Genomic DNA, 14,720 nt, shown 5'->3' with positions numbered 1-14,720 from the left:
ACGATGAACCTGGCGGGACGGGTCGCGATCGTCACCGGAGCGGGCGGAGGGCTCGGCCGCTGCCATGCGCTCGAACTCGCACGGCACGGGGCGAAAGTGGTCGTCAACGATCTCGGCCGCGCTGACGCGGACGGCGTGGCGGACGAAATCCGCGCGGCGGGCGGTGATGCGATTGCGATCGCGGCGTCGGTGAACGACGAGGACGCGGTCGCCGCGACGGTCGCCGAAACGCTCGATCGCTGGAGCCGGATCGACATCCTGGTCAACAACGCCGGCATCCTGCGCGACAAGAGCTTCGCCAAGATGGACATGGCCGACTTCCGCCTGGTGGTCGACGTCCACCTGGTGGGCGCGGCGATCTGCACCAAGGCGGTGTGGGAGACGATGCGCAGCCAGCAATACGGCCGCGTAATCATGACCACGTCCTCCTCCGGCCTCTACGGCAATTTCGGCCAAGCGAACTACGGCGCTGCCAAGATGGCGCTCGTCGGCCTGATGCAGACGCTGGCGATCGAAGGCGAGAAATACGGCATCCGCGTCAACTGCCTCGCGCCTACGGCGGCGACGCAGATGACCGGCGGTGTGCTGGCGGAAGACGCGCTCGCCCGGCTCGACCCGGCGCTCGTCAGCCCGGGCGTGGTGCATCTCGCGGGCAAGGACGCGCCCACGCGCGCGATCCTGTGCGCAGGAGCGGGCCATTTTGCAGCGGCGCATGTGACGTTGACGAACGGCGTGCAGGTCGGCGCATCGCCCGACGCCGCTGCGCGCGTCGCGGCAGGCTGGAGCGAGATCGTCGACAGGTCGGGCGAGATTATCCCGCAATACGGCTTCACGCAGGCCGAGCGCGAAGTCGAAGCGGCCAATGGCAGGTCCGAGGAGGCGCTTGCCCCGGTGGATTGATCGAGAGCGTCGGGCCGCGAGCGGGGCAATCCCGCCGGGCCCACGCGAGGAGAGGAGTGATGAAGGCATGAACCGTCCAGGCCCTTTGCACGGACTTTTTGCTGCGACCTTGATGCTCGGCGGCTGCGCGAGCGTGACCGATGCACCGGGCACGCCGCACGCCCCCGTGGTCACGACGCCGCATGGCGACTTGCGCGGTGCGGCCGAGGAAGAGCTCAACGTCTTTCGCGCAATTCCCTACGCCGCCCCGCCGGTGGGCGAGCTCCGCTGGGCTCCACCGCAACCGGCCGCCGGCTGGGACGGCGTGCGTGATGCGAGCGCGTTCGGACCGGCATGCATCCAGCCTCCTGTGCCGGACACGAGCCTGTACAACGACCCGCCCTCCGCGACTTCCGAAGATTGCCTGACACTCAATGTCTGGGCACCCGAGAACGCCGAGAACGCACCGGTCGTCGTCTGGATTCACGGCGGATCGCTGCGGATCGGCGGTTCGAGCCTGCCGATGTACGACGGCGCGCATTATGCGCGGCGCGGGGTCGTGTTCGTTTCGGTCAATTACCGTCTCGGGCCGCTTGGCTGGCTCGCGCATGACGAATTGAGCGCCGAGTCCGATGCAGGAATCTCCGGCAATTACGGTCTGCTCGACCAGATCGCCGCGCTGAAATGGGTGCGCGCGAATGCCGCCGCTTTCGGCGGCGACCGCGACAATGTCACGATCATGGGCGAATCGGCCGGTGCGTTGAGCGCGACCTATCTGATGGTATCGCCGCAAGCGCGCGGTCTGTTCGACAAGGCGATCATCCAGAGCACCAATGTGCGCAGTTTCCCCGAACTTTCCCAGGCAAGCAACGGAATGCCTTCGGCCGAAGAGATCGGCGCGGGTCTGCTGGCCAAACTGAACGCAGCGGATATCGCTGCCGCGCGCAGCATCGATGCGCAGGATCTTACGAACCACGCGACGCTGGCCGGATTCGCACCCCAGGGAACGATCGACGGCGCGGTCCTGCCGGATCAGTTGATCGACATCTTCGACCGCGGCGAACAGGCGCGGGTGCCCGTGATCGTGGGCTATAACGCGCATGAATGTCGCCCCGTCGAAGGCATCGACTTGCGCATGCCGAAGATGGCGCGGCAATACGAGGCCATGATCGGAAGCGTGTACGGCGAGCTGGCGCCCGAATTCCTCCGGCTCTACCCGCACGATAAAGGCGACGACGCCTTGCTCGATGCGACCGGAGACACGATTTTCGGCTGGTCGGGCGAGCGTATCGCGCGAAGCCAGAAAGAGCTCGGCCTCGCATCCTACTTCTACGTCTTCGACTATTGCTATCCGTCAGCGGAAGCGCGCGATCTGTGTGCTTTCCATGCGAGCGAAGTGCCGTTCACTTTCGGCAATCTCGACGCCGACGCGATGCCCGATCGCTGGCCGGTGCCCGATGGCGAGCACGACCAGACGGTCTCGAACGCGATGCTCGACTACTGGACCAGCTTTGCCGCCAGCGGTCGGCCCGAGGCGAAGGATCGCCCGGACTGGCGGCCCTACGGTTCGGCGGAGAACTACATTCGCTTTGCCGATGAGCCGATTGCCGGTCACGATTTCAAGCCGGGGATGTTCGAACTGCTCGAGGAGTTCGGCATTCGGCAGCGTGCAGCGGGCCACCCGTGGGGAATCCCGGTCGGCCTCGATCCGACGCCGCAATCAGAAGAACAGCAATAGCGCGCAAACAGGGGGGGGAGAGCCCGATCATGAGCACTACCGATATCAGCAGTCCGGCCGCCGTCCCGCTGACGGAAACGCCTTACACCAGGCGCTCCTATCGCTATTTCGTGCTGGGCGTCCTCACGCTCGTCTACGCGCTGAATTTCGTCGACCGCCAGTTGCTGGTGATCCTGCAGGAGCAGATCAAGGTCGAACTCGAGCTGTCGGACACCCAGCTCGGCCTGCTGTCGGGCTTTGCCTTTGCGCTGTTCTACGTATCCTGCGGCATTCCGATCGCGCGCTGGGCGGATCGCGGATCGCGGCGCAGCATCATCGCGCTGGCGCTCACGGTATGGAGCGGAATGACCGCGATCAGCGGCCTAGCGCAGAACTACGTCCACCTGCTGCTCGCGCGGATCGGTGTCGGTGTCGGCGAAGCGGGGGGGAGCCCGCCAGCGCATTCGATGATCTCCGACATCTTCGAAGAGAAGGAACGGGCGACTGCGCTCTCTATCTATTCGATCGGCATCTACATTGGCATCCTCACCGGCTTCGCGCTGGGCGGGTTCATCGCCGACGCGTTCGGCTGGCGAATGGCATTCTTCGTGGTCGGCCTGCCGGGGATCGCGGTCGCGATCTTTCTGCGCCTGACCGTGCAGGAACCCATCCGCGGATGGTCCGAAAAGCGCGAAGCCGAGGCTGGCGAAGCGCCGCCCTTCCTCGAGGTTACGCGATTCCTGTGGTCGCGCCGGACCTTTCGCAACCTGGCGATCGCCGGAAGCCTCCAAGCCATGGTGATCTATGCCGTGGGCAACTGGCTACCTTCGTTCTTCCTGCGGAATCATGACATCGGCCTCGCGGAACTGGGGTTGTGGATGGCGCTGACCGCCGGTTTCGGAGGCGGCAGCGGATCGTTCTTCGGCGGCTGGCTCGCCGATCGCCTGGGGCAGCGCGACAGGCGCTGGTACGTGTGGGGCTCCGCCCTCCTGATATTCGCGATCACGCCGGTCCTCCTGGTCATGCTGACCACTGGCAATCTGACGCTGGCGCTGGTGCTGACGGGCGTGTTCCATTTCCTGTCCGCGTCCTATCTGGGGCCCGCGTTGGCCGTGTCGCACGGACTGGTCGGCCTGCGGATGCGCGCGCTGACTTCGGCGGTGTTCTTCTTCTTCATCAATCTGATCGGCCTGGGTCTCGGACCGCTCATCGTAGGGTTCCTCAGCGACACCCTCGCTGCGGACGGAACGGATGCGCCGCTGGCGACGGCGATGCTGGTCGTGGGGTGTGCCGCATCGCTGTGGGGAGGATTGCACTATCTCTTCGCCGCGCGGCACATTCGTGCGAACCTCGATGCGAGCCCCGGCCGCAGGACCGCAGCCCCAGGCGTGTCGTAATGTTCGGCGCGCGGTCTCCATGGGCTGGACCCGTCTCGGCGGCGTTGTTGGTCTCGGGATGCGTGTCGGGGGGAGCCTCCCATCCCGCGCCGTCCAGCGTCGCCGACACGCCTAGCAGCGCAAAGACGCCGGGCGGCGAGTACATCGCATGGCGCGAACATCTGGTGGACGATCAAGGCATCAACGGCGGCATCGCACTGCGCGGCGGCGACGGCCTGCAAATGGCCGACATCGATCGCGACGGCTTCATGGACATCGTCTCGGTTCACGAGGATTCGGGCCACTTGCGCATAGCGTTCGGCAGCGGCGATCCGGATCGCTGGATGCTGACGACCGTTGCCTCCGGCGATATCGTCGCCGCGATCGAGGACGTCTCGGTCGGCGATCTCGACGGCGACGGCTGGCCCGATCTGGTCGCGGCCAACGAGGAAGCGCACCTTTCCTATTTCCAGAATCCCGGATCGCCGCGCGACGCGCGCGCGGGGGTTTGGGCCAGTGCAATTCCCGAGGCCACGCTGGGCCGGGGCTCGTGGCTGCGGGTGTTCATCGCCGATATCGATGGCGATGGCCGGGCCGATGTGACCGCCGCCAACAAGGGGGCGAGCGACATCGTCGATCCCGGCGGGCCGCGCGCCGACCGGACCACCTCGCTGTTCACCATAGAAGGCGACCCGCTTGACGGAGCGGCCTGGAAGGAACAGGCCCTGTTCGCGAAAGGCGTGCCCAACACGGCGATGCCGGTGGACATCGATGGCGACGGCGATCTCGACATTCTCGCGGCTGCGCGGGTCGACGAGCAGATGTACGTGCTCGAAAACGTCGGTGTGGCGGATTCCGGCTTGGTAGGGATCGTGCCCCATCCGGTGAGGATAGACGGTCCGGGCGTGCCGGAAGGCTGCACCGTCGCCTCGACCGCCTTCCAGTCGCAGTTCCGCGACCTCGATCGCGACGGCAGGCTCGATCTCGTCGTGGGCGTGATGGAGAAGTGCAGCGATCCGCGCGCGCCGGGCGGCCTGCCAGCCCTAGGGTGGCTACGCCAACCGTCAACGCTGGACGATCCGTGGGAGTATCATCGGATAGGCGACATCCTTCCCGACATCGCGATCGCCATCGAACTCGCCGACTTCGACGGCGACGGCGATTTCGACGTGGTTACCGGCGGCTATTCCGGGCTCAATATCCTCACCGGCGGCTATACCGGCGCGACGCGCGAGGAAGATCATCCCGACGTCACCAGCGCGTCCACGACCGGTCGCATCGCATGGTTCGCGAACCCCGGCGTTCCGTCGGGCCATTGGACACGCCACGACATCTTGCGCCGCGTGCGGGGCATGTTCGATCAGTTCATCGCGCGCGACATGGACGGCGACGGCGATGTCGATCTCGTCTCCACAAGGGGCAACAGTGGCCGCTTCGACGGCGTGTTCTGGCTCGAGCAAATTCGGTCAGCCCGACCTGAAGCATCGTTTCAACCGGCGCGGACCGATGACAGCCAGCCGCTTGGTCTGCCCCCTTCGAACTGGATCGACCTCTATGGGAGAAGCAGTACACTGATCCCGCCAAACAAGCGGGACTAGGCACTTGAGATAATCGACAAAATGCTTGCTAACCGGGACTGCGTTGACAGGCAAAAGTACGGGTGATGGTATATTAGCGGGTTTCTCTTTGACTTCCGTATCCGACAGTCACTTTCCAAGCGCCCCCCAACAGCCAGCCTGATCCTTCGTCCTGACCGCGAGCGCCGATGCCGGGGATAGTCATCAGCCTGCGGGCCGCCTCGTCTGCCTGCGCCCGGCGCTCGATCTCGCGGTCGAGATCGGCGATCTGCGCATCGAGCCGGTAGAGATGATCGACCATCACCTTGAACATATCGCGCGCCGCTTCGGGCAGGGACGATGCCATTTCCTCTTCGTCGAGCAGATCGGCCAGCATCAGCACCTGCGCCCTGCCACGAGGCGCGGCCCAGCCATACTCCGTCAGATGACCGCGCAACGCGTTGATGAGCTGCGTGCGCTGGCGAACCAGTAGATCGCGGGTGCGGAACACCATGCCGGCGGCCTGTTGCTCCTCGGTCTTGGTCGCCACGAAGCGCATGCCCGGCCGCTGCGCGGCTTCGCAGATCGCCTCGGCATCGACCGCATCGTTCTTCTGCCGCTTCACGAAAGGCTTCACATATGCCGGCGGCATCAGCCGCACGTCATGGCCCAAATGGGTCAGTTGCCGCGCCCAGTGATGAGCCCCGCCGCATGCTTCCAGCGCGATCGTGCACGCCGGCTGCGCCGCGAAGAAGTCGAGCAGCTTGGCCCGCGTGAGCCTGCGGCTGAAAACCGTCCGACCCGTTCCATCCGCGCCATGTGCATGGAAAACAGTCTTAGCGATATCCAACCCGATCGTGGTAACCTCTGACATGGACGCCTCCTTCAAGTGGTGTTCAACACCCCCACTTTGGCACATCGATGCCGCCGGGGGGCGTCCACCCCATCAGCTTTCTCAATTCTCAGTTCTGAAACCAGACAGGCAGAAGACGGCTCCGGTGCCGTCACTCGCGAGCACCTGAATGTATGGCAGCTCTCGGAGAACTAATCTGCAGCCGGGAACGTCCGCTCTTATCGGCGGAACCGATTGTCCAGTACGTCGCGCCCAAAAGTCATTCAGCTGTGTTGCCGACATGAGCGGCAGCTACCTTTATTAGGTTGCCGCTCCATGGGCCTCAATCGACTGACCGCCGCCGCTTGTCTCGCTTTTTGATGCCAACCTTCGCGTTGCGGATTCGCTTAGCGATGTCCGGATGGTCAGCCGTGCGTGGCAACGCTTCCCTGTTGTGAACATGGGCTATCGTCGGGGTTTTCTCGATCATGAAGTTGTGCAGGTGGTTTCGAGCCTCGCCGAGCTCGGTAAGTAACCGGCTGAGGTGCGCTGTGGTGACCACGCGTGCGGTATTTAGCATGCGATCCTCGTTTAGAACCAAATTGGGGGTTCCTTTGGTCTCGGCGCGTAGTGCCTCTTCCATCGCCACAGTATAAATTTCCGAGGTGGCGACGACCAAGTCATTGGGTAACTCTTTGCACACGGCCCATACGCCATGGGCGACGTCGTGCCGCTTCTTTGCGGGCAGCGCGACCTGTCGCAATATCGCCCGGACTTCGATCGCGAAGGTGTCTCCCTGATGGGTTTGCATGTGGCGAACGAAGAACTTGCTGCGTGCATCCCAGCCCCTAATCATCTGCAACTCGGCCAGCGCGGCTTTATTCTTCGCGCACAGAAGGAAAATCGCTTCCAACCTGCCCTCGATATCCGCCCACGTCGCGATGATAGGCCCGAAGAAGGTCGCGAGGTGCGGCCGCCGCAACAGAACGTCCGGGTGAATCTCAAGGCTCGGCTTATCAGGGAGCCGCTGGTCGCTAATATGCATAAGATTACTCATGTTCCTGGCGCCGACACTATGCCTGCCATTTCTCCGCTGACTTCCCAAGGCTGATCCAAAGTCGGCGCGATACGGTGCCGAAGGAAACAACCGCCACAGGAACGAAGGTTTGCCATCCTCCAGTGGAGATCAAAAGCTGCCGGACGGCCTCGGCCCGAATTCCTGCCTTCCCGGTGGGTATGGACCAGCGGAAGCTTTCAACAGGTTTGCCGGAGGCGCCGTATGTCAGCGAGGACCACCGGCTGCTTCGCGCTAATCTCGGCCGTTCAGCTATAGCTGGGTTGACACTGAAACCGGCCGCTGCTCCCTGACCGTGCGGTCAGAAGAGACTCACGCTGACCACTGTGCGGCTCGGTCACTTCTGCAAATCAACGCACCTCTACGCCTTAAGCTGGCGTGCAGCAGGGTCATCACTGAAGGTAACAACGATATGGTCGTCGTCGGCATCTGGTCCGCCCGGCTCCAGGCGCAGATCGGCGATTGTTTCGCCACGATCGAGATGTGCTTTGACGGCAATGCCGCCCGAGGAGTCGAAGATCCGCTTGGCCTGCTCCGGCGTGATCCGGCCGGCGAGCAGATCGAGGAACGCGCGGGCGGAGAATTTGATCTCCGTCTTGTCGCCTTTCCGCCACGATATGCTGGTGCTCAAATACCGTCCTTTCGCTGTGGGCACGAAGATAGATTGCTCGTGCAGTTGTCTGCTTTGATACCCTTCCCGCCGCGGTTGGGGCAGGGTCGCGACGAGACGATCAAAGCCGGTGGGATCGATTTTGACACCGGGCCGGCAACATAGTCCGATCTTCCATTCGATCGTGTCGTGATAGCCGGTCAAGCCTGAGCTTCTGCGGCTCGGCGTAACGATCGCAACGACATCGATGCCAGGGTCCGCCTTGGTGCTAAGGTAATGGCCGGCGATCTGACTGCCATTGTAGACGCGTCCGGTATAGTCGGGTTGATCGAATCGGTGCAGTGCGGTGCTCCCGACGTCCGCCAAGATCACGCACCGGATACCTCGGAAATGGGCATTGCGGAGTTGCTTGGCCTTCGCCTCCAGCGCGCGGAAGACATAATTATCAGAGATGTGCCGGATTTCGGGCGGCATCGAAGTCGTGTAATTGTAGCGGCTCTGCGCGCGGTCATGCCATGTCAACACGACCTTCAGCATTCCCTCGACCAGCTGGAGCTTGTCACCGTCCTTCCGGTCCTGATCTTTGAGCCAGTGGCGAAGCTGTGTCCGAATGGCGTCGGATACGACTAAATCGCGTGGGACGCATACGCGTCGGATCGAATCCCGTCCGATCCGCGCGGTTTCCTCCCAAAAATAGTAAGAGAGCTGTCGCCCGGCGCCGCGTCGGATTTTACCGGCCTCTTGGGAGAGCTTGCGCGATGCATTGCGCATACCTTGATCGGCGGGCAGTACCGCGTCGGACAGCGCGGTGATCTCTATAATAGTTTCCTGGCCTGGGAAGAGATCATCGGAGAACAGATCAGGAAGGCGCCTTTCGCTATACCACGCCGGCTCTATCTCAACCGGCCCCAGCTTGGCGATCGCCCAAGTAAGGCCAAGCTCCATTTCGGCATTCAATGCTTGGTCGATCTTCTTGCTTTCCATGCGCTGGACCAGATCGCGAGATCGCATGTTGTCCATCAGCGGGCCGAGCTCGTCGAGCATAGACTGGAGGCGGCGACGGGCGAAGATGGCCATACAGCTTCAGCTTCGCCACAGTCGCGCGCGAGTTACAAGTCCGCTGCCGGCGCAACTCAAGTCTTCCACAGGGCATGAATGTATGTCGGCTTCCGACGGACCACTCTGAGTGCTTGAACGGCGGCTATGTCGGCGGCATTTACCATGTCGCACCGGCGAGCACCTTGACCGCGAGCGTGCTCCTGGCTGTTCGCGAGTGCCCGGCAACAACCGATGGTTCAGCGCAGGCGATTAAAGAGGTAACGCGCGAATGCGGACGCCCTGTCTGTCATGGGTTCGCTGCGATGGTGAGCACCAGATTTCGTGAGAGGCGCGCCCGCGTCGCATATGTGATGACGCGGGCGCCCACCAGCATCACGCCAAGCGGACCGAAACCCCGCCATCGACGAGCATGGCCGATCCGGTCATGAAGCTCGATCGTTCAGAAAGTAGGAACAGGGCTGCTTCTGCTATCTCGCTGGCTGCGGCCATACGCTTCATTGGATGCAGGTCTGAGATAAATGCGAGTACCTCGGGATTGCCTTCACCTCCTGCCGGCGTCACAGTTCCGCCGGGGAGCAGGGCGTTTGCACGCACGCCTTCTGCCGCGTGGTCCGAGGCAAGCGATTTAACCAGGCCCGCCAGCCCGGCCTTGGACGCTGCATAGGCGCCCATGCCGGCAAGTCCGCCGTTGCTCACGCCCACGAACGAAGACGTGAAGACAAGCGCACCGCGTCCGCGCTCGACAAGCGCTGGTATTTGCGCCTTCGCCGCGAAGAACGCACTTGTGAGATTGGTCGCTATCACCTTGTTCCAGTTATCGATCGACATCTCGGGCGTGGAGACCATGTCTCCCACGATTCCGACGTTGTTCAAGGCGCCGTCAAGTCCCCCGAACTCGGCCGTAGCCAGCGCGACCAGGGCATCGGCATAGCCGGGCTCCGTGACGTCGCCCGGCAAGGTTACCGCCCGTCCCCCCTCATCGTGCGCGCGGGTCGCGACCGCGGCAAGCTCCTCCTCCCGACGTGCGCCAAGAACGAGGTTGGCACCCGCGCGCGCAAGCACGACAGCAGCTGCTGCCCCGATACCACTGCTGGCACCAGTCACGATTATTGTCTTGTTTTCCAGATCCATGTGAAGCTCCGATGTTGTTGATCGGCTCGCCACATAAGCTCGCTGGGGCACGTGCGCGTCTCGAAGCTTGCGCTCAAAGTCTGGTCCCTTCCGCTCATAGCTTTTGCTTGAGCGCATGTTGACCGGCACTCCGACCTTGTAATCTCGCCTATCGGTAAGTCGCGATGCTGCTGTCCCATCATCGTCGGCCGGGCATGAACGACGTTCCAACGGGCTAAGTGCGTCAGCGACGCTCCGAGATGTTGGCGGTATGCGCTGCCACAGCGCGCGGATGATCGCCCTGAGCTGCGCCCCGCTTCCGAATGCGCCCTCTTTAGTTCTTGATAGCAGACGGACGCGTCAAGCCGCCAATGCGCCATCGCGGGCGTTCGATCGATTGTAGGCGGTCGCGCCCGGCACGATTTTTTGCGGCGCTTAAAACCGGAACCGCGCGCCCAGTGCATAGGTGCGGCCAATGCGGTCGTAAAAGGCCGATGAGGCGTAACTCGGCGCAGTCACCGCGTTTGGAGTGAGCGGCGGTGCGACGTTGAACACATTATCGATCGCACCGAAAACCTCGATATTGTCTGTTAGGTTTGCGCGGGCGTTAAGGTCGACATAGGTGCGCGACGAAACATGGTTGTCAGGGATGTCGATCCCTTCGACGTAGCTCACGTTGAGCTTTCCGCCATCGACGTACCGCACCAAGGCACCGAGCCCGACTATATCGTTTGAGTAATCGATCGAGAACGACCCGCGCCACTTCGGAATGCCGCCTGCGGGACCCAAAGTTCCGGTACGGCCTACTGTGCCTGCGAAATCGGTCGTGATGCCGTTGCTCGTCACGGTCAGTTCATCGATATGAGTAGCGAGAGCGCGAAGCGAGATCCTGCCGCCGCCTAGCTGAAAGCCATACATCGCCTCGAGATCGAAGCCCTTGGCGGTCGACTGAGCTGCGTTGATCAGCGTCGCTTCCACGCTGGTGATGACGTCGCCGTCAAATGTGATTGCATCGCACAAGTCGGTCTGGCCTCGAACCAGACAGGAATCGACGATTTCCTGGCCGGTGAGGGATGTGATTGCATCGTCTATCTTGAATGAGAAGTAGTCGAAAGACACGCGGAAGCCTGGCAGCCAGTCGGGCTGGAAGACGATGCCGCCGGTGAATGATCGGCTTTTTTCCGGACGCAGATTGGGGTTGCCGCCCGTCAGCTGCAATGTCGTTAAGGCAATATTCGTCAGCGGATTGGTGATTGTATTGAAGAACTGGTTCTGGCCCGAGAACAGCTCGTTGATGTTCGCAGCACGGATGTCGCGTGACAGGGTCGCGCGCAGGCGGATTGAGTCGATGGGCTGGTAATTGGCGCCGACCTTCCAGGTGTTCACGGTGCCGCTAGTGGAATAATCGGTGATCCGCCCTGCGAGGTTGATGTCGAGAGAGCGCCCTACGGCGGAATCTCGCAGCAGTGGCACGACGACTTCGGCATAGGCTTCCTTGACGTTGAGCGATCCGCTCAGCGCCTGGGGATTGACGGTCTTCCAGCCGGAGCGCTTCGAGATGTCGTCGTTCTTGGCGCGTATGGCTTCGCGGCGATACTCTGCGCCAAGTGCGATCGAGACATCGCCGGCCCATGTCGCAAATGGTGAGCCTTCGATATTCGCGGCGTAAACGTCCTGCTCCTGGCGTGAATCAAGAACTGCAGTGCCGCCGATATAGTCAAGCGCAGCCTGCGAGACGGATCCGGCGCCGAACAGATTGATGGGCACGCAGCTGCGAATGTCGCCATAGGGATCCTCTGCTGCCGTCGGATCTGGATTTTCAAGCAGTGCGCGACAGATCGGCTGTCCGGTGATGGGGTTCTCGACCGCGTCGACACCGAGCGCGAAGCGCGCGTTGTTGCGGTTGTTCCCGTCCTCACGGTAATAGCCCACCCGGCTGAACTGCGCGGATGCGTCCCAACGCCAGCTTCCTCCCAGATCGCCGTTCGCCCCTAGGCCATATCGCTGCAGTGTATTGTCGACGGTGTTGGTATACGCCCCTTCCTCGCCGCCGATACGACCGATCCTGAAGCTGGTCTGCCCGTTCTCGATCAGAATATCGCGAATCTCGGTGGGAAGAAACGCGTTGTCGCTGTGGATCTCGATGTTGCCATTATCCGTGGCAGTGGTGCCGTCGGAAAAGATGTCAGCCCGCGAATAAAGTGCGTCAGCATAGAAGGTCACGGAATCGCTGACGTCGTAGCTCAGCCGGCCGAATGCCGTTGCGCGTTCGATTTCGGGGGAGATGTTCGACGTGGGGGAGAGAGTCGCGCCGTCGCCTCCCGACATATAAGTCGTACCGACGCTGGTGCCTCGATTGAAGGGGAGTACCGTTCCGCCTGGACCGAACTGGAGATTGCGGAGCGGCGCAATGCTGTTGAGTGCGGTAACGCCGCCCAGCGTCATCTGCGAGAAACGCGCATCGGGCGCGACTATCAAGCGGGTGGCGCCTGGCGTTCCCGGATACTCCGGATTGGTAAGCACCGCGTAGTTGTCGCGCGCCCAGGGCCGGGAGGCCTGTTCGAGCTGACCCGAGTCGCGGAAATAGTCGCCCGCCGCAACAATGTGCAGGCGGCCGAGCTTCTTGCCGAAGGCAAGCGACACCCCCGGCTTGTGGTGATCGTCGTAAGTGGACTGGCTGTATTGCGCCGAGCCCTTTATGCCCTCGAACCGGTCGTCGAGAACGATGTTGACCACCCCGGATACTGCGTCTGAGCCGTAGGCGGCGGACGCGCCGCCCGTGACGATCTCGAGACGCTTGATCAGCGCAGCAGGAATCACGTTGACGTCGATACCGCCCGTCGGGTCGGTGGCCGGAAAGCGGCGCCCATCGACCAGAACCAGCGTTCGGTTGGGTCCCAGACCGCGCAAATCGAAATTGCTTGCGCCGATCGGCTGACTCGATTGCCCGGTGTTCTGGACCGGTTTGAGCGACGGTGTATCGAACATGATATCCGCCAAATTGCGAACTGCGCGGGTCTGGAGCTCCTCCTGGCCGATCGTCGTCACCGGCGTGGGTGCGTTGAAGCCACTGACCCGGGTGCCGGTCACAATGATCTCCGGCTGGGCGGAAGCGCTGGGCTGGGAGGGTTCCGTATTTTCCGTTGGAGCCACATCGGCGGTGGCGCCCTCGCTTTGCGCGAATGCGGACTCGGGGGTCATGGATGCCACTGCCAAGGCGCCGAGTGCCACTGCCGAGCCAAGGCTCCGGCTTACGCCCCCGCACACACCCTGAGTTCCTTGCCGGCTCTGCATCACATTTCTCCCGTCGGCCGCGAGCCTTTGGTGGCCGCGTTATTCCCCTAGAATCGCACGAAGATGGGCCTGGCTGTCCAATCGTTTGTTGCGAGACAACCGATGCCCTTGCGGTATCATGCTGAACGATGTTATACATTATAGAACACATAAAGCGAGGGCCAGGAGGGTGATGCAAAAGGGGTGGAGGGTTCTGTTCGGGGCGGCCGCACTTGTCCTCACATCGTGCTCAACGATATCGGCGAGCCGCCATACGGCGCTTGCGGAGGCACCTCTGCGCGTCGTGGGACGACATGATGTGATGGAAGTCGGGCCGATCCTCTTCGCGGTTCACGAGGCGGGGTCTCATTCCGCCGCTTTTTCAAGCGGCGGTGTCGACAATCTGTTTAAGGCTGAGGGGGATGCCCCGACCGATGAATTTGACCATGCGCCTGGGAACGCCGACCTTGCCGGACAGGCCGAAACGCAGGCACTCCGCGCGTCGGTCTCGAACCCCGATCTTCGGATCATCATGACCGTTAGCGAGGGATTATATCGGATCGTCGCTCGGCGTTCGGCCGGAATCTCGCAAGTTGGCGACCTTCGCGGTAAACGTGTCGGGGTGTTCGAGCGAACCTCCGCCGCGTACTTTCTCGATCGGCTTCTCGACAATGCGGATATCGCACCCACGGAGGTAATCCGTGTGCCGCTGCGGCCGCGCGCAATGGAGCCGGCGCTGAGAAGCGGCAAGGTGGATGCGATCGCCATTTGGGAACCCGAAAGCGCACGCGCCGAGATGGCTTTGGGCGAGGATGCGATCACCTTCGCTGACCCATCGGTCTATCGCGAACTCTATAACCTCAACACCACCGCAGACGCGCTGAGCGACCCAGCGCGCAGAGCTCGGATCGTCGACTTCGTCCGCCACCTGATCTCGGCCGCGCAAGTAGCCACCGACGAGCCCGAGAAGATCTGGCCCCTGCTCGCGGACTCGAGCGGCTATCCCGTCGCCCTGATTGGCGCATCCTGGCCTCATCACCGCTTCCCGGCCGACATCCCGGACGACATCCTCGATGTGCTGGTGGAGGAGGAACAATGGCTCGCCGCACAGGCCAATCGTCCGGCGCGCCCGCGAGAGCTGCTTGCCACGCTGATTGATCGGTCGGTCCTTCGCGAAGCACTTGGGCTCGCGCGGCGTGAATAGACCCTTCGTCCAGCGTACTGGTCTTTCGG

The 14,720-nt window shown here is 62.6% G+C and carries 9 protein-coding genes and 1 pseudogene; 5 read left to right on the top strand and 5 right to left on the bottom strand.

All coding sequences use genetic code 11. The annotated features are described in order from the left end of the window. The first annotated feature begins 3 nt into the window (after positions 1-3). The 4 genes from AC3A5N_RS00480 to AC3A5N_RS00465 all read left to right on the top strand — a co-directional run bounded on the left by AC3A5N_RS00480 (position 4) and on the right by AC3A5N_RS00465 (position 5,570). Complete coding sequence (locus tag AC3A5N_RS00480; RefSeq protein ID WP_487735343.1) at positions 4-900, top strand: SDR family NAD(P)-dependent oxidoreductase; 897 nt, start codon at positions 4-6, stop codon at positions 898-900. 133 nt (positions 901-1,033) lie between these two features. After that, entirely contained in the window at positions 1,034-2,617 is a 1,584-nt protein-coding gene (locus tag AC3A5N_RS00475; RefSeq protein WP_487735342.1) for a carboxylesterase/lipase family protein, read from the top strand. 29 nt (positions 2,618-2,646) lie between these two features. Further along, positions 2,647-3,993, top strand: a complete 1,347-nt coding sequence (locus AC3A5N_RS00470; protein ID WP_487735341.1) for a spinster family MFS transporter — start codon at positions 2,647-2,649, stop codon at positions 3,991-3,993. Positions 3,994-4,055: 62 nt separating this feature from the next. Then, positions 4,056-5,570, top strand: a complete 1,515-nt coding sequence (locus AC3A5N_RS00465; RefSeq protein ID WP_487735340.1) for an FG-GAP repeat domain-containing protein — start codon at positions 4,056-4,058, stop codon at positions 5,568-5,570. Between the two features lie 163 nt (positions 5,571-5,733). Here the strand turns inward: AC3A5N_RS00465 and AC3A5N_RS00460 are convergent. From AC3A5N_RS00460 to AC3A5N_RS00440, 5 genes and pseudogenes are all read right to left on the bottom strand, one after another. After that, positions 5,734-6,402, bottom strand: a pseudogene (locus tag AC3A5N_RS00460) (IS110 family RNA-guided transposase); the annotation flags it as partial. A gap of 301 nt (positions 6,403-6,703) precedes the next feature. Next, positions 6,704-7,417, bottom strand: a complete 714-nt coding sequence (locus AC3A5N_RS00455; RefSeq protein ID WP_487735339.1) for a hypothetical protein — start codon at positions 7,415-7,417, stop codon at positions 6,704-6,706. Between the two features lie 379 nt (positions 7,418-7,796). Next, positions 7,797-9,122, bottom strand: a complete 1,326-nt coding sequence (locus AC3A5N_RS00450) for a hypothetical protein (protein ID WP_487735338.1) — start codon at positions 9,120-9,122, stop codon at positions 7,797-7,799. A 354-nt stretch (positions 9,123-9,476) separates the two neighbouring features. Then, positions 9,477-10,364 carry an SDR family oxidoreductase gene (locus AC3A5N_RS00445; protein ID WP_487735337.1) on the bottom strand — a complete coding sequence of 296 codons (888 nt, stop codon included), beginning with the start codon at positions 10,362-10,364 and terminating at the stop codon, positions 9,477-9,479. Between the two features lie 285 nt (positions 10,365-10,649). After that, entirely contained in the window at positions 10,650-13,415 is a 2,766-nt protein-coding gene (locus AC3A5N_RS00440; RefSeq protein WP_487735336.1) for a TonB-dependent receptor plug domain-containing protein, read from the bottom strand. A gap of 211 nt (positions 13,416-13,626) precedes the next feature. Here AC3A5N_RS00440 and AC3A5N_RS00435 point away from each other — a divergent pair, with 211 nt between their 5' ends. Then, positions 13,627-14,691, top strand: coding sequence for an ABC transporter substrate-binding protein (locus AC3A5N_RS00435; protein WP_487735335.1), 1,065 nt, complete (start codon positions 13,627-13,629; stop codon positions 14,689-14,691). Positions 14,692-14,720: the final 29 nt, after the last annotated feature.

Source organism: Pelagerythrobacter sp. Soil_C_18, from assembly GCF_057657235.1.
Note: the sequence above shows the minus strand (reverse complement) of the source record. Positions and strands in the feature narration are given on the sequence as shown.